The sequence below is a fragment of the Paenibacillus sp. SAFN-117 genome (genome assembly GCF_051966115.1).
GTDB classification, from domain to species: domain Bacteria; phylum Bacillota; class Bacilli; order Paenibacillales; family NBRC-103111; genus Paenibacillus_L; species Paenibacillus_L residui.
The window spans coordinates 57,795-77,463 of the sequence record NZ_JBQCLK010000004.1; the positions used below are offsets into that span (position 1 = coordinate 57,795).

Below are 19,669 nucleotides of genomic sequence, written 5' to 3' on the forward strand. Positions count from 1 at the left end.
TCCCCCTTGTGAAGAAAATGAGAAATTGTGCGGGCATAACTAGGACGGGCAGCCTTGGGAAGGTGTCGCCGCCAAATGGCTATCCTGTCTCCCGTATAATGAAGGCAAGGCTCTGAACCAGATTCGTGCGACCTAATAACCGCCTGCCGGGACTCTCTGATTGATTTATCTTGATTTCATCTGCCGATGCCATTTCAACGCCGAACCTCCCTCCCTAGAAATATTGTCTCAGAACGCAGAGAAATTCCGCAGCAGCTGCCGGGAATCTCTCCATTTAAACATAGAAACCTGCGGCACGTCCCGGTAAACAGCACTTTTATAACCAGTGTTTTCTATTATATACGGAACATATATAAAGATTCTGCAAGGTTCCTTTTCTTTCCTTTTTTTTCTGAAAAATACTCCCCCCATAATTAAGGGAACGTTCAGACTAATATAAGTGGGGTCTGCGATCCTGGAAAACCGGAATTTTACTTCTTACACGATCCACTTCACCAAGGTCTATCTGTGCAGTGAGAATCGTTTCTTCCTCTCCGCCCTCCACGATGATCTCTCCCCAGGGGTCGATAACCATTGAGTGCCCGAAGAAGGAGGTATCTCCGCTTTGACCGACCCGGTTGCATGAAATCACCACCATCTGGTTCTCTATAGCTCTCGCGGTCAACAGCGTACGCCAATGATTCAATCGCGGATGCGGCCACTGAGCCGGCACGAACATCATCTTGGCCCCATCCAGAGCCAACCTCCGGGACAATTCCGGAAATCGGATATCATAACAAATTACCGCTCCAGCCGGCAGCCCATCGATCTCGAAGCGTCCGATCTTCTCTCCTCCGGTCAGATACTTCTCCTCGTCCATTAACCGGAATAGATGGATTTTGTCATACTCCGCCGCAAGCTTGCCGTTCCGATCAAATACGTACAATGTATTCCTTACTTCTCCGTTTACGTTATTCGCTATCGAGCCGGCCACCACATTGACCGAATGCTCGGCGCAGAATCCGGAGATCAGCTCACGGGTCCGTTTCCCTTCCGGGTCCGCCTGCTGTTGAATCTCTTCCAGGTCAAACCCGGTATTCCACATTTCCGGACAAATCAGGACGTCCGGCTTCGGATCGGCCTGCACCGCTTGGAGCAGCATTTGCTCGAGCTTGGCAAAATTAGCTTCGGGCTCTCCGGCTTTGACATCCATTTGAAGAAGAGCGATATGTAATGAAGACATCGTTTTCTATTCACTTCTTTCTGCTTTTTCTCTATCATAAGGGATACCGGGCGGTTCATCAATCCGGCCAACAGCAAAATCTCCTATAAGAATACTATACAGATAGGAAAAATCGTGTTAAAATCGGTTCAATTTTACGTTAATTACTGGAGTGTGAATGGATTTTGAATAAACAAGCCCAATTCCCCATAGTTCCCGCCGCGCGAATGCAGAGCCTCCCTAGGCAATTTTTCGCAAGTCTTGTACAGAAAGCAAATCGGCGGATTGCTGAAGGATATGATGTCATCAATCTTGGCCAAGGAAATCCCGATCGCCCTACCCCGGATCATATCGTGCGCAGGATGCAGGAAGCGGCCGCCAATCCGGCTTTTCACCGTTACCCGCCGTTTGACGGTTATTTGTTTCTGAAGGAAGCCGCCGCCCAGAGATTCCGCGAGGATTACGGGGTCGAGCTGGATCCGCAAACGGAGGTCGCGGTTCTCTTCGGAGGGAAAACCGGCCTGGTCGAAATCAGTCAATGCCTGCTTAATCCGGGGGATGTCTGCCTAGTCCCTGATCCGGGATACCCCGATTATTGGTCGGGGGTTGCACTGGCCGGAGGGGAAATGGTATTTATGCCGCTGCTGGAGCAAAATCGTTTCCTTCCGGATTATTCGGCTCTAGCGGAAGCCGACTTGAAGCGCGCCAAGCTGATGTTTATTAATTATCCCAACAATCCGACCGCCGTTTGCGCGCCACCGGCTTTCTATGAAGAAACGGTTCGCTTCGCCGAACGCCACGGGATTGTAGTCGCCAGCGATTTCGCTTACGGAGCCATCGGCTTTGACGGAGAGAAGCCGGTCAGCTTCCTGCAGACACCAGGGGCCAAGGAAGTCGGTGTCGAATTTTATACTTTATCGAAAACTTATAACATGGCCGGCTGGAGAGTGGCCTTCGCCGTCGGCAATCCGGAGGTCATCCGCCTTATTAACCTGATCCAGGACCATTATTACGTCAGCCTCTTCGGAGCCGTTCAGGCGGCTGCGGCCGAAGCGCTGACCGGTCCCCAGCAGTGCGTCGCCGAGCTGTCGGCAGTCTATGAGAGCCGCAGGAACGCTTTATTCTCGGCTCTAGAGCAAATCGGCTGGCAGGCCCAGCCTTCGCAAGGCTCCTTCTTCGCGTGGCTGCCGGTTCCCAAGGGGTACCGTTCAAGCGAATTCGCCGATAAACTGCTGTTGGAGGCCAATGTCGTAGTCGCCCCCGGCATCGGCTTCGGGCAGAGCGGAGAAGGTTACGTTCGCCTAGGGCTGCTGACTTCCGAGGAACGTCTCCAGGAAGCTGTAGAGCGAATCGGGAGGCTGAACATTTTCTAGGATGGATCTAGTCACAAACGTTCGGATCAGGTAACAGGCAAAGGGCTATTTCTTTACAAACGACAGGGTGAATGATATCCTTAGGAAATAAGGAAGCAGCATCCATTATGCAAGAATCGGCATCTGCAGAACCATTCGGAAACGCTTATGTACTATGACTGGAATGGACCGTTATACAATGCTGACACAACCTACTAACTGCCATACTTTCGTCCAGTGCGGACGAAAGTTTTTTCCTTACCACGTAGGAATTTTAGGAATCATTAATATCTTTACAGCGTTAATATGACGCAATTCAAAGATTCCTATTGGCATAATAAGCTACCTCTTATACCGGGTTATTCAATTTATTTCCGGGACTCCCCGCAATATACTTGGAATAAGAGCGAAGGTTTACGTCATTTTGTGGGGTATTTATCGGGCTCCGTTAGGAGCTTTTTTTAAAATATAAGAAAAATATAAGTTTAACATGCTTATTCAGTTCTTATATTTATCGAGAAATTGTACGTCCTTGGACAAGAACGGCGACAGCCGTTTCTTATTGTATGGGAATGTAAGGAATCATCCTCTTGTTATATCCTGAGTGCTCGACAGGACTTTTGCGGTGTCTTCTCACCGTCCCTCATAGATTCAAAAATCATTCCCCTCGGGAAATCCGAGACAGATTTACCTGTACCTCGTCAATCCCGAGCTGTCATTCGGCTATCCAATCTGTATCTGGTGCCGGGTAAATCATTAGCTATATAGAAAGAAGTGATTATATGCAATCACGCATTGTCGTCAAAATCGGGAGCAGCTCCCTTACTTCCGACGAAGGCGGCCTTAACCGCGATAAAGTCCATTTCTATGCAAATGAATTGTCAGCCCTGCGTCAGAATGGCTATCAGGTGCTTCTGGTTACATCCGGAGCGGTTGCCGCCGGCTTCACTACGATCGGTTACCGGAAACGCCCTCGTGTGCTCAAGGAAAAGCAAGCCGCCGCAGCGGTAGGACAGGCTCTGCTCATGCAGTGCTATCAAGAGGCCTTCGCCCACAATGATATCCCCGTCGCGCAGATTCTGCTCACCCGAGCCGACTTCTCCAACCGGCAAAGAATATTAAACGCGTTGATGACGGTCGAGGAGCTGCTGGCCAGAGGGGTAATTCCGGTCATTAACGAGAATGATACCGTCGCTGTCGAGGAACTTAAATTTGGCGATAACGACAACCTGTCCGCCCTGGTCGCCAATCTGGTGAAAGCAAGCAGCCTTTTAATCATCACCGATACGGACGGTCTGTATACCGATGATCCACGCAAGAATGCAGATGCCGTCAGAATTGACCGGGTAGAGCAAATCAGTGATGAGCTGTACCGGATCGCCGGCGGCAGCGGCTCCTCCGTCGGTACCGGAGGAATGCGCTCCAAAGTGGAAGCCGCCCGGATCGCGATGCGGGGAGGCGTACCCGTCTTTGTCGGCAAGGTGGCCGAACCCGGCGATTTGCTAGCCGCTGCTCAGAACAAAGGCAAGGGCACCTACTTTGACACCCATCTGCATACACTGCCTGCCAAGAAGCAGTGGGTCGGCTTTCACTCCTTCCCGCAGGGCAAGGTATATGTCGACCGGGGCGCCGAAGCTGCGCTGCTGGAGGGTGGCAAGAGTCTGCTGCCTGCCGGCATTCGCAAAATATCCGGTGATTTTCACCCCGGGGATGTCGTTGAAGTTATTAATCCGGATCAGCAGCTGATCGGCAGAGGGGTCGTAAACTATGCGGCCTGGCAGCTTCAGGCGGTAGCCGGACTGTCCACGGATGAAGTGAAAAAACGGGTGGAAGTGCCGAGAATTGAAGTGATTCACCGCGATGAATGGATGGCTGTTGACTGAATGTAGGATACTAGTGACTTTATTTTCAATAGATAATAAACGATGCATGGGAGGCAAATGCTATGAGCGAGATTAAACGACAAGCAGAGCTGGCGAAACGGACAGAGCCTGTGCTGGGAAGCCTGACAACGGAACAGAAGAACGAGGCGCTGCTGGCGATGGCAGATGCACTGGTCAAGAGATCGGAAGACATTATTTCCGCGAACAAGGAAGATCTGGAGCGCGGAGCCGCTAGCGGACTTAGCAGTTCCTTGCTCGACAGGCTCGCGCTCAATGAGCAAAGAATTCAGGCAATGGCCGAAGGACTTAGACAGATTGTTGAATTACCCGATCCGATTGGAGACGTTATGGAAGAATTCGAACGGCCTAACGGACTGCTGATCCGCAAGAAGCGGGTTCCTATCGGACTGGTAGGCATCATCTATGAAGCCCGGCCGAATGTAACGGTCGATGCCGCCGGCTTATGCCTGAAGTCCGGCAATGCCGTCTTGCTGCGCGGAGGCTCCAGTGCCCTGTCCTCCAACAGCAAAATTGTCGAGGTGCTGCACGAGGCGTTGGCTGCGACTTCGGTTCCTGCAGACGCTATACAGCTGGTCGCTAGCCCCGACCGTTCATCGGTCGACGAAATGCTTAAGCTGAACGGCTGGCTCGACGTGATCATTCCGCGGGGAGGCCGGTCGCTGATTCAGAACGTCGTTCAGAATGCTTCTGTTCCCGTCATCGAAACGGGTGCCGGAGTCTGCCACACTTATCTGGATGAAACGGCCGATCCCGAGAAAGCACTGCGTATTACCATGAATGCGAAAATCCAGCGTCCTTCCGTCTGCAATGCTATGGAGACGATGATTGTACACCGCTCTTATGCCGAGAAGCATCTGGCCGATCTGGCCGATAAATTTATTACGGCGGGAGTGGAGCTGCGCGGCTGCGCGGCCGCGGTCGAGCTCGCCCCCGTGATCCATCCGGCTGCAGAGCAGGATTGGGCTACGGAATATAACGACTATATTCTTAATATAAAAATTGTCGGGTCGTTGGAGGAAGCTATTGACCATATTCGCCAATATGGAACGATGCATTCCGAATGTATTGTTACGGAAACGAAGGAGCACGCAGACCGCTTCTTGCAGGAAGTGGATGCCGCCGCCGTTTATGTGAATGCGTCGACGCGGTTTACCGATGGCTTTGAATTCGGCTTCGGCGCAGAGATCGGCATCAGCACACAGAAGCTGCATGCCCGTGGACCTATGGGCCTCCCTGCTCTGACTTCTACTAAATACTACATCTATGGAAACGGGCAAATTAGAGAATAAGCGCAAGCCCGTCACTCCAGTTCGTGTGCACGGAGGTTTTAAACCATGAATCAAACCCTTGCGGGCAAAACTATACTATTCATCGGAGCGGGAGCCATGGCCGAAGCTATCATCCGCGGTCTTGTTTCCCTTCCCGGCTCTAATCCAGAACGAATTATTGCGACAAACTCGAGCAACCGGGACCGACTGACCATCCTCTGCCAGAAGTACGGCATCCGTACCGGCAGCGGACCAGAGGCGGTTCGCAGATATACAGCGGAAGCGGATATCATCGTGCTTGCCATGAAGCCCAAGGACGCCGGGGCGGCACTGGAGGATCTGGCACCATTAGTGCATCCCGGGCAGCTCGTCATCTCCGTGATAGCCGGACTTTCCATCGATACGATGGAAAATCGGCTGGGCCGGCTAATTCCCATTGCCCGCTGCATGCCGAATACATCATGTACGATCGGTATGGGGGCGACGGGACTCTGCTTCTCCGCTAACGCCTCCGGAGTCTATCAGGAAATGGCCATAAATCTTTTCTCAGCTACCGGGGAAACCATCGTAGTCGAGGAGCCGCTGATCGACATTGTTACCGGCGTCTCAGGCAGCGGGCCGGCTTATATCTATACCTTCATGGAAGCTCTTATGGAAGCAGGGATCCAGGGAGGGTTGAATCAGGAACAAGCCCGGAAGCTGACGGTTCAGACCGTCCTGGGTGCCGCCTCAATGGTTAAAGCAACGGGAGAAGAACCGGCCTCCTTACGGCAGAAGGTTACCTCTCCTAACGGCACCACTCAAGCCGCACTGGAAGTATTGGATCAATATCATTTTCAAGAGGCTATCCGAAGCGCTGTCCGGCGGGCTTCGGATAGAGCCGGCGAGATCGGCCGCACGATATCCGAAGAAATGATGAAATATTGAACGAAAAGCAGGTGGAACGATGAACTCCTATTGTACGGCAACCTATCGCTGCTATGATGAAAATGCCGATTTCGGCAAGAAGGCTGCCGGCATTGCCGTCGGCCTGACTGTCGGAAGCTGGACGGATCTGCCCGAGGCGAAAAAAGCAAGCATGCAGCCCTATCTCGGCCAAGTGGTCGATGTCGCCGAAAGCCGTAATGAGCTTGGTGAACGTTACGCGGACATCCGGATAGCTTATCCGGACGTCAATTTCAGCCGGGACATTCCGGCTCTCCTTGTGACTGTATTCGGAAAGCTCTCTATGGACGGCCGCATCAAACTGATGGATTTGCATTTTTCCGACCCCTTCCTGAGTGCCTTTTCCGGTCCCAAATTCGGCATGGAAGGTGTGCGCTCCCTGCTGGGCGTCCATGATCGTCCTCTGCTGATGAGCATCTTCAAGTCCGTCATCGGCCACGATTTGCCTGCCTTGCGCGAGCAATTCTACAAACAAGCTCTCGGCGGTGTGGATTTGATTAAGGATGATGAAATTTTATTCGAGAATCCGCTCACCCCACTGGAGAAACGGGTCAAGGTATGTATGGAGGCGGCCAAGCAGGCAGAGGAAACGACCGGGCAGAAGCTGCTCTATGCCGTTAACCTGACGGGGCCGACATCCAAGCTCGCAGAGCAAGCCGTTAAGGCGGTTTCTCTTGGAGCTAATGCTCTCTTATTCAACGTGCTCTCCTATGGGTTCGATACGCTTCGCGAACTGAGCGCGCATCCAGACATTACCGTCCCGATCGCGGCACACCCTGCGTTGGCGGGCGCCTATTATCCATCACCCTATCACGGCATTTCCGCTTCCGTACTGCTCGGCAAGCTGATGCGGCTGGCTGGTGCGGATCTGGTGCTGTTCCCTTCGCCTTATGGTTCGGTCGTGATGCCCAAGGAAGAAAACATGGCTATTCGTCACGCTTTATTAACGGACCAGCCCCGGGACTATCTGCATTCGTCCGGAAATGACGGGGAACCGCACGCCGGAAGACTGACTCTAGCCAAGAGCTTCCCGGTGCCTTCAGCAGGTATTCACCCCGGGCTGGTTCCGTTGATCCTCCGCGATTTCGGACAAGAGGTCGTTGTTAATGCGGGCGGAGGCGTTCACGGCCATCCGATGGGAACCGAAGCGGGAGGCCGCGCATTCAGGCAAGCGATTCAGGCGGCGTTAAGCGGCGTACCCCTGAGAGACTATGCGTCTGAACATGAGGAGCTGCACGCGGCCATCGAGGCATGGGGGGTTAGAGAATGAAGCTTGATGCAAACAAGCAAAATATCATATTCTGCGATTTCGACGGGACCATTACCGTTACAGATAACATCATGGACATCATGAAGCATTTTCAGCCTTCCGGCTGGGAAGACATTCTTCGCCGGATCGTTGATAAAGAGATCCCCCTGCAGGAGGGAGTCGGAGCGATGTTCGCCCTCCTCCCCTCCTCGCGGAAAGATGAGATTATTCAATTTACCCGCCAATCGATCCGTATCCGGGAGGGCTTCCCGGAGCTTCTGGAGTATGTCAGGGAGAATGACTTCGATTTTCTGGTGACCAGCGGGGGAATTGATTTTTTCCTGCTCCCGACACTGGCCCCCTTCGAACTAAGACCGGAACAGATTTACTGTAACGGCAGTGATTTCTCCGGAGAACAAATTCGGATTACCTGGCCTCATCCGTGCGATGAGCAATGCGATAAGGGCTGCGGGATGTGCAAGACTACTATTATCCGCTCCTATTCACCGGAGAAGTATAACCGCATACTGATTGGCGACAGCCTGTCGGATTTTGAAGGTTCCAAGCAAGCTGATTTCGTCTTTGCCCGATCCCATCTTGCAGAGGAATGTGAGAAGCTTGGAATTGCCTATAGAAAATTTGAAACCTTCCATGACGTCATCAATGGATTGAATGCTTTAAGAGAGGGGAACTGAAATGGAACATAGCATGACGTTGGAACAGAAGCAGCGAGCGTTCTCTGAGCTGAGGGAGGTCAAGGAAACGTTCGCCGCACGAGGCTGGTTCCCCGCCACCAGCGGCAATTTGTCGGTACGGATAGGCGACATGAGCGAGGATCGCCAGACCTTCGCATTTGCTGTCACGGCAAGCGGCAAGGACAAGTCGGTCTCTTCCCCGGAAGATTTCCTGATCGTGGATCAGCATGGGCGTCCGCTGGAGACGACCGGGCTTAAGCCTTCGGCTGAAACTCTTATCCATTGCGAGATTTATCGGGCTACCGGATGCGGGGCGATTTTCCATGTTCATACGGTCTTTAACAACCTGGTTTCGGAACTGTACCGGGAGGAACAAGCCATTCCCGTAGAAGGAGTGGAGCTGATTAAAGCGTTCAATATATGGGAGGAGGACGCCGCGATCCGCATTCCTATCCTTCCTAATTATGCGGATATCCCCCGCATTGCCGAGCTGGTCAGCGAGGCGATTGTCCCCCGGGTTCCCGGCATTGTCCTGCGCAAGCACGGCATCTATGCCTGGGGAGCCAACGTTTTCGAAGCGAAGCGTCATTTGGAAGCCTTCGAGTTTCTCTTCGAATATGTTTATCGGTGGAAGCTGTTGAACAAGCAAGGATAAACGGCAATGGCCGTCCTTTGGACAGGCGTGTATACCGCGATGAAATATAGGAACAGGATTACGGTGAAACTTATTCTTTCTTATGTTCTGAGAAAAACACCTATCGGGAATTATTTCATTAATAAGCAACTGGATTTAAAGGATGTTTTACTTTGTACTGTATCTAAAAAACCTTCGAAGTCGGCCTTCGAAGGTTTTTTCTTGGTTTAACGGGCGCCACGAAAGCGCTGTGCATGCTCCTTCGCCTGCTCCGGGGTAAAAATCCGATTGCGGCTCCATTCCAGCAGAATCCGGTCAATGTAACGAAAATGAACCTTGCCCGCAAAAACTGCCTCCTTCAATGCGGCCAGGATAAGGTCTTTGTTGTATTTATCCTGATCCAGCCAGCCGGAGATCGTCTCCAGCTCCATCGGAGTCAATGGCCTGGCAAATTCATTCTCGAAAATAGTGAAGATGTCATTGCCTTCCTTGGAAACCGCAAGCCTCTTCTGGCGTTCTTCCTCCTTGTGGAAATCCGCCCAGGCCGCAGCCAGCTTGTGGTACATTCCGGATAAGTTATAACGCTCATATTGAATGCCTGATAAAGAATCGACCTCTTCATCGATCGTAATCCAGCCTTCTTTCAGAAGCTTCTGCAGTGCCTTGATGACTTGTTCCGGAGGGGCTGCCATTCGGGATTGTATTTCTTCAATCGTCGGAAAATCCTTCTTCTCTCTATCGATAAAAGACATCAGGTGAAGGAGCAGCATGGCCTCCGTTTCATTCAGGTTTAAGCCGGGATACAGTTTAAAAAACAAGTGAGGAACCTGCAGGGTTCCTTCCTGTAAAGCGGCAAGTACCCCCTCTTCCAGTCGCTTAAACTCCTTGTTGTTCACACCATCACCTCATTAAGGATACAAACGCTTGTCTCTATTGTACTATGTTTGCGCCCTAATAAAAAGAAGACGGCGTCCTTTAAGCAAAGTTTGCTGAAAGGACGCCGTCTTCCATAATAATTTAGGCTGTGCTCTTCTGCTTGAGTACGGCAAGCAGATTGCGGAATTGTTCTCCGGAGAGAACTTCTTCCTTGATAAGAATTTCTAAGGCTTGGACGAATACGGAACGGTAGGATTCCAATATTTCACGTGTTCTGGACGTTAACGAATCCAATATGGAGGCGTTCGCCTTCATTAATTCTTCTTTCGTCACCATTTCCCTATCCACGATACCCAGACTCGTCAACCCGGAGTCCATCATCATTTTGACGAGATTAAGAGCCTGTTCGAAATCGTTGCGAGAGCCTGTGCTCCGGTTCCCGTAGAACATCTCTTCCGCTACCGCGCCGCCGAGCGCGATCATAATCCGTTCTTCCAAATACTCTTTGGTATATAAGTATTGATCCTCTTGCGGATTATGCCGGACAAACCCGAGAGCTTGACCCCTGGGGCTCAAGGATACCTGGGATACCGTACCCGGCTTGACGACCTCCGCCACGATGGCATGCCCCAATTCATGATAGGCTACGCGCTCTCGCTCTTCGTTGCTCGTCTCCCGGTCGGTCTTCTCTCCCATCATTACCTTATCAATTGCCAGGGTCAAATGCTTCTGCTCAATCTTCTCCGAACCATCCCTCATCGCGTAGATGGCCGCTTCATTCATGACGCTTTCCAGCTGGGCTCCCGAGAAATTAAAGGATTCCTCAGCAATTTTCTCCAAATCGACGGTATCTGCAAGCGGCTTGTTCGCCGCATGAATGTTCAGAATATGAAGCCGCCCCTTCTTATCCGGAAGGTCAACCTCTATATGCCGGTCGAATCTTCCCGGACGCAGCAAGGCCGAATCGAGCATTTCTTTGCGGTTGGTCGCAGCGATAATAAGAATACGTGGAGATTCTTCCGTATGGATTCCATCCATCTCCGTCAGAAGCTGGTTAAGCGTCTGATCATACTCCCGATGCTGCCCGCCATCCCGCTTGCCGCCGATCACATCGATCTCATCGATAAAGATTACGGCGCTCTCCTTATTTTCCTTCTGCGCGAGCGTTTTGGCCTTCTTGAACATCTCGCGAATCCGGCTGGCTCCGACACCTACATACATTTCAACAAATTCGCTGCCGGAAGCACCGACGAATACGGAATTTGTGTAATGGGCGGCCGCCTTAGCCATCAAAGTTTTTCCCGTTCCGGGAGGACCGGTCAGCAGAATTCCTTTGAGAGGGCGAATTCCGAACTTCTTGATATCATCGTACTTTATTATAAACTCGAGGGCTTCCTTCAATTCATTCTTCGCGTTCTCCTGACCGCCAATTTCTTCGAAGGTTAGAGCGGACGGTTTTCGAATCTTCCCCGGCCTCTCTCCCTTGGCTTCGAGATTCATCTTCGGTTTGACGATATACAGCAAGGCAATAACGAGAACGGCCATCATGACAAGAGGAATAATATTCAGTCCGATAAAAGCGAGAAACAGCAGCACGACGGGAATGACGCCAATTAGGATTTCCTTACTGTATTTGCTCATTCGGCCACACTCCTAACTTAGCCGGAACTCTCGGCAAAATAATGTATTTGCTCTTCTCCCCATAGGTAAGTCGAACATATACATTATTATCGTCCATTTCGGTTACGGCTTGCAAGCCCGGAAGGGCGGCCGCCTTCTCTTCCAGTGTCACGGGAATCCGGGAATACTGGCGGGTATCCATCGCTTGAGCGATGTCAAACAAAACGATAGACCACCACTTGTCCAATTCCGGAGATGAATCATTCACTACTTGAATGTTTAATTGACGCTTGCCGATAATGTCCGCGCCTTCGGTCGCTACCTTCTGGTAGATTTCGCGCATATTGGCCTCGTTATTGAGCTTTACCTTTATATTAACCGATTGGTTGGATAATTCCATCTGAACTTCTTCCACGCCCTGGGCTTGAGAAACGAGTTCATTAAGCGGCGTCTCCATCGCATAACTGCGATACATAAACCATCCGCCAAACAATATCAAGCTGGAGCAAGCAACCGCAAGTAAGATTGGCAATATTCTCAGTTTCATCTACGCCCACCTTTCTAATCATTAAATCGTGATATATACGAGTATATCATATTATCTATAACGAATGTTAGAAAAAAGTGTGAAGGTAAGGATAACCATCCCAATCATTCCTTTATCAGGTAATTGCCTTTGAACCCACTTTTGCTTGTTGTCCCTTTGCCAGGCTCCATTTTTTTAACGATGCACTTAACGCGCCGCCATTCGATAGGTATCCAGATGGCTTCCATCCGAAAATCGGTAATAATCATAATAATACCGCTCGCCGGCCTCTTCCTTTTGTTTATAGAAGACTTCCCAAACGAATACATCCTGCATTTTTCCGGCGTTAATATGCACAATATCCATTTCCGGGTTTTTGGCCAGCATTTTCTCCCTTATCGTCTCCGAGCTGACACCTTCCCGCGCCAGTTTTACATCCACCCCGTCCTCATGGACCCAAGCAATCATTTCCTCGTCACGATCCGATTTCCCATAGACGACCATATAGGGCTTATCTCCGACAAATGGCCGCACGGCATCGACCTGCTCTATCCTCGTCTCCTGCAATACCGTCTTAACGGCCTGTTCCTTCTCCAGGCGCAAGTCAGCTCTGACCGCATCATAAAACCGAAAAGCAATGAAAACCAGCAGGGCCACCGCAGCGATACTGCCCCAAACGATTCGTTTCTTATAGTGCAACTTCGATCGGCCTCCCGGTATTTTTTATTCGAGGATTGCTCATTATCCAAGCAACGCGCTGAATCGTTGGCGGAACTCAGCTTTTATCTTTTCCTCATCCAGAGTCAGACATTGTCTGTCCCGCACAATTTGTTTACCATTTACATAAACATCGGTTACATCATTCGCAGATGCGGAGTAAACGACATGAGATAAATAATTTGATTTAGGCAGCAAATGAGGCTGATCTGCATCCAAAGCGATGAAATCGGCCTTCATCCCCTGCTTCAAGCTTCCTACGTCCTCAAGCCATATCGATTGTGCGCCTTCTAACGTTCCCATTCTCAACGCCTGCTCTGCAGGAATGGAAACCGGATCTCCGGATACTCCCTTGTGGATTAACGCGGCCAGTCTCATCTCCTCGAACATATCCAAATTGTTATTGCTTGCCGCTCCGTCCGTCCCGAGCGACACCTTGATTCCGGCCTTAAGGAGATCAGGCACACGGGCTATACCGCTGGCCAGCTTCAGGTTGCTTCCGGGATTATGGGAAATCCGGACATCATGCTTCTGAAGCAATGCGATTTCCTCGTCGGTGAGGTGCACTCCATGGGCCACCAGACAAGGCCGCGAGAATACTCCGAGCTTGGCCAGATGCTCCGGCGGTCTGCTGCCATACTGCTTCACGTTCTGCTCGACTTCGGCGGCCGTTTCGGACATATGGGTATGAAGAGGAAGATTGAGCTCATGAGCGGCTTCCACTATTCTCTCGATGTAATCCGGAGGGCAGGTGTAGGCGGCATGAGGGGCCATCATCGTCGTAATCCGGCCATCGGCCTTGCCATGCCAATCGCGGGCAAATTGCTTCGCTTCAGCCAGCTTGGCATCCTGGACATCCGGCGGACATAATCCGATGACGCCGCGGGTCAAGCAGCCGCGCATGCCGGACTGCTCTACCGCCAGCGCGACCTCATTCATATGGTCGTACATGTCGACGAAGCAGGTGGTCCCGCCCTTCATCATCTCCAGTATGGCTAGCAGAGTGCCCCATTTGACGTCTTCGGACGTAAACTTGGCTTCATTCGGCCACATTTTTTCTTCCAGCCACACCTGAAGAGCCAAATCATCACCCACTCCTCTAAGCAGGGTCATAGCCGCATGTCCGTGGGTATTCACCAATCCCGGCATGTACAGCTTATGGCGACCGTTAATGATACGCGCATCCTTGCTTATGGAATCCTGCTTCTCAGGTCCGACATAATCTATCCGGTCACCTTTAATAACCATAACCCCTTCCACGTAAGGCTGAGCGGGGTCCATCGTTATAAAGCTTCCATTAATAATCACTGTATCCGTCAATGTATTCAACCCTTTCACGAAATATCATTCTTTTCCAATGTACCGCTTAGTAAGGTTAAAATCAAGAAAGACGGGTACATTTTAAAATAGCAGGACTTATTGCTTTAGCACCAATTTCAATGACAAAAAATGCCCGGCAAATAGCCTATATAACCGGTCCATTGCTTTTAGGCTGGAGAATGTGCTATTTTTAATTTTATGAAACGACATTAAACGGTTTAAGAATCTAAGGCCGATAGGTCCATGTTAGATTCAACAGAGGAAAGGGGTCTTATCACAATGTTTAGCGGCAAGAAGAAAGATACCGATTTTTTAGCACTATTGATTGAAGCGGCCGAGAATACTCTGGAAGCGGCCAAAGTCTTTCGGGAGGCCATGTCCGGCTCAAGCGCGTTAGCCCCTTATTTCGATAAGCTCAAAGAATTGGAGAACAAAGGGGATCAACTGACACATTCCATATTTAAAGGATTAAGCAAAGTATTCCTTACTCCGATTGACCGCGAGGATATTATGGAGCTGGCCATGTCTGTGGATGATGTAGTGGACGGTATCGAAGCGACCATCGCCCGTTTCGATTATTTAAATATTGATAAAACCGATGATTTCATGAAAGAATTCGCTGAAGTCATTGTATCGAGCTGTGAGCATATTCTGGAGGCCTTCAAGCTGCTTTCCAAGAAGAAATATTCTGAAATTACCGAGCATGCCGTACATATCAACAGTCTGGAGAATGAAGCCGACCGCTTAATGAGAGAAGGCATTCGCGCGATCTTCGTTTCTCCCAAGGACCCTTACCACGACTTTAAAATCAAAGAGCTGTATGAGCGTCTGGAGCAGACGACGGACTCCTGTGAAGATGTGGCAAACATTCTGGACAGCGTTGTACTGCGCTACGCTTAATCGGCTAAACCCCGCTTGAGGCAGTCTTTCATAATAATAAGGCTTGTACGGCTCGAGACCGGACAAGCCTTTATTATGTTACAGTGAACCGGCTCCGGTGAACCGGCAATTTTCAATGTGCGGCGCCTTGATCACGCCTCTTCCTCTTTGTTCAGATAGTAAGCCAGGCTCTGCAGATCCGTTGTAAAATCTGCATGATGAACCCTTATATGGGGCGGAACTTTAATAATGACCGGGGCAAAATTTAATATAGCCTCGATCCCGGCCTCGACAAACCGATCGGCTACATTCTGAGCCTCCGAAGCGGGAACCGTAATAATCCCGATCCTTATTTGCAGCTCCCGGATCGTATCGGTCAGCTCCGACATCGGAAGCACGGTTAAATTGTTCATGTTCTGCCCGATCTTGGACTTCTCCGCATCAAACACAGCGACAATCTTCATGTTATCCTGCAAATAAGCATTATAATTACACAAAGCTCTGCCTAAGTTACCCGCTCCGACCAGCGCCACTTGAATTCTTTGGTCCAGCTTCAAAATTTGTCGAATCTTCTCTATGAGATACTTAACGTCGTAGCCGATTCCCTTCTTGCCGAACTCGCCGAAATAAGCCAAATCTTTGCGGATTTGGGCCGGATTGAGATCCAGCTTGCTTCCTAAATCCTGAGAGGAAACGGTAGTTACGTTCATCCGGTTTAATTCGTTCAGGAAGCGCAAATAAATGGGGAGCCGCCTAACGACGGCTTCGGATATTTTCATCGATTTCAAGCGTGTTCCTCCTCCATCCATTGTTTAATCCGCGGAACCATCTGCCCGGTCGGCATGTGCTCGATTTTGGGCCCGGGCAAGGAGTAAAGAAAGTATTTGCCGTACTGGGTATCGATGACCCTGGTATCATATAAGATAACAATTCCTTTATCGCTGGCCCTGCGAACAAGACGGCCGAAGCCCTGCTTGAAGCGGATGACCGCCTGAGGCACAGACAGCTTCATGAAAGGATTGAGATTACTTTTCTTCAGCTGTTCGCTCTTGGCTTCCGTTACAGGATGGTTGGGAGGCTGGAAAGGAAGACGAACGATCGCCAGGCAGGTCAAAGCTTCTCCCGGAATATCGACCCCTTCCCAGAAGCTGCTCGTCCCCAGCAATACGGCGGATTCGCTCTCCTGGAACAAGCGTGTCAGCTTGCTGCGGTTAAAGCTGTCTATCCCCTGCCCCAGCACCTGAATACCTGCCGAGGCAAGCCTTTCCTTCAATTCCGGATAAGCATTCTTGAGCATACGGTACGAAGTGAAGAGAACCAGCATGCGGCCCCTTGTTTCTACAGCTACCTCATGAAGCGATTCTACCAGCTTGTGTACGAAATAATCTTCTCCGTCTCTTCCTTTAATCCCGGGAAAATCCCGAGGGATGCAAACCAGCGCCTGCTTGCGGTAATTGAACGGAGAAGGAAGCAAAACGGTGTTCAGCTTATCCGACCTTCCCAGCCCCAACTGATCGCGGCTGTAATCAAAGGTCTTGTCGACGGAAAGAGTGGCGGATGTCAGAATAACGCTGTCTTTTTCATCGAACAGGGATTGCTGCAAAATTTTGCTTACGTCAGTGGGCACGCTGAACAGATGAAGCGACCTCATCTTGAATTGAGGGCTTGCTTCGAGCCAATATACATAATCCGGATCGCTTCTCTTCATGAAGAAGCGCAGAGCATCTCTCTGGCGGTTTAGTTCTTTCACGGAACCGGCAAGGTCGGTCAAGCTGCCTTTAAGATCATGTTCCTCCTGCCAATCCTTCAACTCTTGCGCGAGACGGTCCAGCTTGCGGCTGATCTCGCCCAGGCCGATATAGATGTTATCCTCGATGGTCAGCAGTTTATCCCACTGCTTCGGCATTTGATCGTCCTTAATCCTAAATACAAGCTGGCCGGTTTCTCCCGACTCGCCCATCTTACCGTTCACTAGCTCGTAAAGCAGCTCGGCCAAATGATCCCAATGCTCTTTAACCTCGACCAGTTTAGGGTAGATTCCCTCAATGAGAGCGTCCCATTCCGCAGAATGCTCCGGAAGCTCCCCGCCCAATCCTTGTAACCGTATGCGCAAGGACGGAAGCTGTCCGTTCTTACTGTCTCTAAACAATCGGGTAAGAGTATTCACGAAGGACATGTATTTCAGTTCGATTCCCATATGCTTGCTGGCGACCTCTTCCAGATGATGCGCTTCATCGATAACCAGATGTTTGTAGGAAGGAAGCAGGCGATGATCCGCCTTGATATCGGTGAACAGCAAGGAATGGTTAGTAATGACCACATCCGCTTTATTGGCGTCATTCCTGGCCCGGTGATAGAAGCATTTTTTAAACCATGGGCAAGCCCGGTTTAAACAGGAGTCCGCATCGCTCTCAACCGTCCGCCAAAATTCGGCGCCTCTGCCCGTAAGATGAAGCTCCTCTTCATCCCCTCTTTCGCTTTCACTGAGCCAGACGATCATTTGTGCCGCGGTGAGACGTTCCTCTTTAGCAAAATTAAAGTCCTGTAGTTGGATCTTATTCTCAAACTTTCGCAAACAAAGGTAATGACTCCGCCCTTTAAGCACTGCCGCTTGAAAAGGAACCGGAAAAATTTCCTGCAGTACCGGAATGTCCCTTGTTCGCAACTGTTCCTGTAAATTGATTGTATGAGTGCTAATAAGTACCTTCTTGTCCTCACGGATTCCATGATATAAGGAAGGGATCAGATAGCCTAACGATTTGCCTGTGCCTGTACCCGCCTCGATCATCAGATGCCGGTCCGTATCGAAGGAGGAGGCCACCTCCTTAAGCATCCGGCTCTGGGCCTCCCTCTCCTCGTAAAAGTCGAACTTCTCCTTCATTCTTTGCTTCAGCCCGTCGTAGAACTCGTCGAAGGATACCTGCAGGGCTGCCCGATCCTCTTCTGAACGGACAGGCTCATCGTCTCCCCAATCATCCACATTCATGGCAAATTGTCTGTAATATTTGTAGGAATCTTCGTCCAGGCTCACAGAAGCTTCCTTGCGCTCCAGCATTTCCTGCAAAAACCAGGCCAGATCGTTATTGGAATAATCATTCTCGAACAGCGCGGTGATTCTCTGAAGGACAAGCAGCGGCAGACGGTTGAGCTTCTGCAGGCATTTTAACCAAATCAGAGCGGTCGCCTCCGCGTCCGAATCCGCTTGATGAGGACGGGCATGCTCAACCTCCAACTCGTGACAGACGTTGCCAAGCTGAAGACTGGACAGCGACGGGAACAGAATCGTCAGCATATCCATCGTATCCAGAACAGGCCCTGAGAAGGGCATGTACCCGCAAGCATCCAGTGCCCGCTGCAAAAAGGCAAAGTCAAATCCCGCGTTATGGGCTACCAATGCGGTGTCATAAAGCAAAGGCTGCATCTCCATCATTACCTCTTCCAGAGACGGGGCACCCTGAACCGCGGCGTCGTCAATTCCGGTCAAAGAAGTAATGAACGGAGGTATCGACTGATTCGGTTTGACCAGACTTGAATAACGCTTAACGATATTATCTTCATCTATCAGTACGAGGCCAACCTGAATAATTTCGTCCGTTGTCTGGCCCCCGGTCGTTTCAAAATCCAATACGGCATATTTCATGTAAACCGTTCATCCCTTCGTTAAACAACTGCTCTTTAAGCATACCAGACTACAAAAAAAACGTCTATCGATGCAACGAACGGATGAACGATGCAGCTTTCTTCACCAGCGTAATTCCGAACCGTAAGCAAGGGAAAGCTCTATGCATTCCGGGTCTTCCTCGAAGGCCATGCGGAAATATTCCATCGCTTTTTCCAAATTGTTATGTTCATAATGAACGCAGCCCATTCCTGTATACGAAATGGCCTTTAATTTCCGATTTTCCGTCAATGCAAGCAATATTTTGAACTCGCGGTAGGCTTCCGCCAAATCCCCTAGGTGAAAATGGCAAAGTGCCAGATAAAATCGCCCCAACACAAAATCCGGCTGCTTGCGCACCATTTCGTCCAGCTTGGGCGCAGCTACTTCAAACATAGATAATTTATAATACCCTTGGGCTTCTTCGAAACCGGATTGGTTGGATGGATCTACCGGGAATCCCTCTTCTTTAGCCGCTTTGCCCTTAATTTTTGCTTTAACCGGTATTTTCCCTTGATTCGCCAGCGGAAGCAGTCTTCCCAGCTTCTCCTCGAAGCGGAGCCATTCCTCTATACAGGAATCACTCATCGCCTTTAACGCAAGGAGCTGCTCATCCAGTAATTGCTTGCGCGCGCCCGACGCTGTAGAATATTCGGACATAATTTCCGTAAGAACTTCATGCATGGTTGCAAACAAAGGCTTAAACATATCGATCCCACCCTGCAAGCGGAGTCCACGAACCTTCAGTAAGTTATCCGTGTAAATTCATTGTGTGTCAAGGGGGAGGGTTTCATTCAACCGTTCCATTAGTTACATCTCTGGATA

General features: G+C 50.4%; 17 protein-coding genes. 8 read left to right on the forward strand and 9 right to left on the reverse strand.

Going from position 1 to position 19,669, the window contains the following annotated elements:
- Nucleotides 1-430: 430 nt before the first annotated feature.
- A complete protein-coding gene (locus ACTHRH_RS04010) occupies nt 431-1,222 on the reverse strand; it encodes a carbon-nitrogen family hydrolase (RefSeq protein WP_144933271.1) in 792 nt (263 codons plus the stop codon).
- A gap of 206 nt (nt 1,223-1,428) precedes the next feature.
- Here ACTHRH_RS04010 and ACTHRH_RS04015 point away from each other — a divergent pair, with 206 nt between their 5' ends.
- The 7 genes from ACTHRH_RS04015 (at nt 1,429) to mtnB (ending at nt 9,269) form a co-directional block, all read left to right on the forward strand.
- A complete protein-coding gene (locus ACTHRH_RS04015; protein ID WP_379285658.1) occupies nt 1,429-2,574 on the forward strand; it encodes a pyridoxal phosphate-dependent aminotransferase in 1,146 nt (381 codons plus the stop codon).
- Nucleotides 2,575-3,335: 761 nt separating this feature from the next.
- Nucleotides 3,336-4,436, forward strand: coding sequence for a glutamate 5-kinase (gene proB / locus ACTHRH_RS04020; protein ID WP_150959831.1), 1,101 nt, complete (start codon nt 3,336-3,338; stop codon nt 4,434-4,436).
- Nucleotides 4,437-4,498: 62 nt separating this feature from the next.
- A complete protein-coding gene (locus ACTHRH_RS04025; RefSeq protein ID WP_144933273.1) occupies nt 4,499-5,746 on the forward strand; it encodes a glutamate-5-semialdehyde dehydrogenase in 1,248 nt (415 codons plus the stop codon).
- 45 nt (nt 5,747-5,791) lie between these two features.
- The gene (gene proC / locus ACTHRH_RS04030) at nt 5,792-6,652 is read left to right on the forward strand and encodes a pyrroline-5-carboxylate reductase (protein ID WP_144933274.1); all 861 of its coding nucleotides are present in this window, start codon (nt 5,792-5,794) and stop codon (nt 6,650-6,652) included.
- Between the two features lie 19 nt (nt 6,653-6,671).
- On the forward strand, nt 6,672-7,940 hold the full coding sequence (locus tag ACTHRH_RS04035) for a 2,3-diketo-5-methylthiopentyl-1-phosphate enolase (protein WP_144933275.1): 1,269 nt from the start codon (nt 6,672-6,674) through the stop codon (nt 7,938-7,940).
- A complete protein-coding gene (locus tag ACTHRH_RS04040) occupies nt 7,937-8,614 on the forward strand; it encodes a 2-hydroxy-3-keto-5-methylthiopentenyl-1-phosphate phosphatase (RefSeq protein WP_144933276.1) in 678 nt (225 codons plus the stop codon). The genes ACTHRH_RS04035 and ACTHRH_RS04040 overlap by 4 nt, the downstream gene beginning before the upstream one ends.
- A 1-nt stretch (nt 8,615) precedes the next feature.
- The gene (gene mtnB / locus ACTHRH_RS04045; protein ID WP_144933277.1) at nt 8,616-9,269 is read left to right on the forward strand and encodes a methylthioribulose 1-phosphate dehydratase; all 654 of its coding nucleotides are present in this window, start codon (nt 8,616-8,618) and stop codon (nt 9,267-9,269) included.
- 206 nt (nt 9,270-9,475) lie between these two features.
- On the opposite strand, the gene ACTHRH_RS04050 is transcribed toward mtnB, so the two are convergent.
- The 5 genes from ACTHRH_RS04050 to ACTHRH_RS04070 all read right to left on the reverse strand — a co-directional run bounded on the left by ACTHRH_RS04050 (nt 9,476) and on the right by ACTHRH_RS04070 (nt 14,307).
- Complete coding sequence (locus ACTHRH_RS04050) at nt 9,476-10,144, reverse strand: DnaD domain protein (protein ID WP_144933278.1); 669 nt, start codon at nt 10,142-10,144, stop codon at nt 9,476-9,478.
- Nucleotides 10,145-10,265: 121 nt separating this feature from the next.
- Nucleotides 10,266-11,765, reverse strand: coding sequence for an AAA family ATPase (locus tag ACTHRH_RS04055; RefSeq protein ID WP_144933279.1), 1,500 nt, complete (start codon nt 11,763-11,765; stop codon nt 10,266-10,268).
- Nucleotides 11,749-12,291 carry a hypothetical protein gene (locus tag ACTHRH_RS04060; RefSeq protein ID WP_144933280.1) on the reverse strand — a complete coding sequence of 181 codons (543 nt, stop codon included), beginning with the start codon at nt 12,289-12,291 and terminating at the stop codon, nt 11,749-11,751. Before ACTHRH_RS04060 ends, ACTHRH_RS04055 begins: the two co-directional genes overlap by 17 nt.
- Before the next feature lie 186 nt (nt 12,292-12,477).
- Nucleotides 12,478-12,969: a cell wall elongation regulator TseB-like domain-containing protein gene (locus ACTHRH_RS04065; protein WP_150959828.1), complete on the reverse strand. Its 492-nt coding sequence runs from the start codon at nt 12,967-12,969 to the stop codon at nt 12,478-12,480.
- Nucleotides 12,970-13,011: 42 nt separating this feature from the next.
- Nucleotides 13,012-14,307, reverse strand: a complete 1,296-nt coding sequence (locus tag ACTHRH_RS04070) for an amidohydrolase (RefSeq protein ID WP_150959846.1) — start codon at nt 14,305-14,307, stop codon at nt 13,012-13,014.
- 279 nt (nt 14,308-14,586) lie between these two features.
- Here ACTHRH_RS04070 and ACTHRH_RS04075 point away from each other — a divergent pair, with 279 nt between their 5' ends.
- The gene (locus ACTHRH_RS04075; protein ID WP_144933282.1) at nt 14,587-15,207 is read left to right on the forward strand and encodes a DUF47 domain-containing protein; all 621 of its coding nucleotides are present in this window, start codon (nt 14,587-14,589) and stop codon (nt 15,205-15,207) included.
- A 131-nt stretch (nt 15,208-15,338) separates the two neighbouring features.
- Here the strand turns inward: ACTHRH_RS04075 and ACTHRH_RS04080 are convergent, their stop codons facing one another.
- From ACTHRH_RS04080 to ACTHRH_RS04090, 3 genes are all read right to left on the reverse strand, one after another.
- Entirely contained in the window at nt 15,339-15,974 is a 636-nt protein-coding gene (locus ACTHRH_RS04080; protein WP_144933283.1) for a redox-sensing transcriptional repressor Rex, read from the reverse strand.
- On the reverse strand, nt 15,971-18,826 hold the full coding sequence (gene dinG, locus ACTHRH_RS04085) for an ATP-dependent DNA helicase DinG (protein WP_144933284.1): 2,856 nt from the start codon (nt 18,824-18,826) through the stop codon (nt 15,971-15,973). Before dinG ends, ACTHRH_RS04080 begins: the two co-directional genes overlap by 4 nt.
- A 102-nt stretch (nt 18,827-18,928) precedes the next feature.
- Nucleotides 18,929-19,552 carry a tetratricopeptide repeat protein gene (locus ACTHRH_RS04090; protein WP_144933285.1) on the reverse strand — a complete coding sequence of 208 codons (624 nt, stop codon included), beginning with the start codon at nt 19,550-19,552 and terminating at the stop codon, nt 18,929-18,931.
- Nucleotides 19,553-19,669: the final 117 nt, after the last annotated feature.

What these genes read in the sequence shown, in the direction of transcription:
- ACTHRH_RS04010 (WP_144933271.1), bottom strand. Translation starts at nt 1,222, where the DNA reads ATGTCTTCATTACATATCGCTCTTCTTCAAATGGATGTCAAAGCCGGA.
- ACTHRH_RS04015 (WP_379285658.1), top strand. Translation starts at nt 1,429, where the DNA reads ATGCAGAGCCTCCCTAGGCAATTTTTCGCAAGTCTTGTACAGAAAGCA.
- proB (WP_150959831.1), top strand. Translation starts at nt 3,336, where the DNA reads ATGCAATCACGCATTGTCGTCAAAATCGGGAGCAGCTCCCTTACTTCC.
- ACTHRH_RS04025 (WP_144933273.1), top strand. Translation starts at nt 4,499, where the DNA reads ATGAGCGAGATTAAACGACAAGCAGAGCTGGCGAAACGGACAGAGCCT.
- proC (WP_144933274.1), top strand. Translation starts at nt 5,792, where the DNA reads ATGAATCAAACCCTTGCGGGCAAAACTATACTATTCATCGGAGCGGGA.
- ACTHRH_RS04035 (WP_144933275.1), top strand. Translation starts at nt 6,672, where the DNA reads ATGAACTCCTATTGTACGGCAACCTATCGCTGCTATGATGAAAATGCC.
- ACTHRH_RS04040 (WP_144933276.1), top strand. Translation starts at nt 7,937, where the DNA reads ATGAAGCTTGATGCAAACAAGCAAAATATCATATTCTGCGATTTCGAC.
- mtnB (WP_144933277.1), top strand. Translation starts at nt 8,616, where the DNA reads ATGGAACATAGCATGACGTTGGAACAGAAGCAGCGAGCGTTCTCTGAG.
- ACTHRH_RS04055 (WP_144933279.1), bottom strand. Translation starts at nt 11,765, where the DNA reads ATGAGCAAATACAGTAAGGAAATCCTAATTGGCGTCATTCCCGTCGTG.
- ACTHRH_RS04060 (WP_144933280.1), bottom strand. Translation starts at nt 12,291, where the DNA reads ATGAAACTGAGAATATTGCCAATCTTACTTGCGGTTGCTTGCTCCAGC.
- ACTHRH_RS04075 (WP_144933282.1), top strand. Translation starts at nt 14,587, where the DNA reads ATGTTTAGCGGCAAGAAGAAAGATACCGATTTTTTAGCACTATTGATT.
- dinG (WP_144933284.1), bottom strand. Translation starts at nt 18,826, where the DNA reads ATGAAATATGCCGTATTGGATTTTGAAACGACCGGGGGCCAGACAACG.
- ACTHRH_RS04090 (WP_144933285.1), bottom strand. Translation starts at nt 19,552, where the DNA reads ATGTTTAAGCCTTTGTTTGCAACCATGCATGAAGTTCTTACGGAAATT.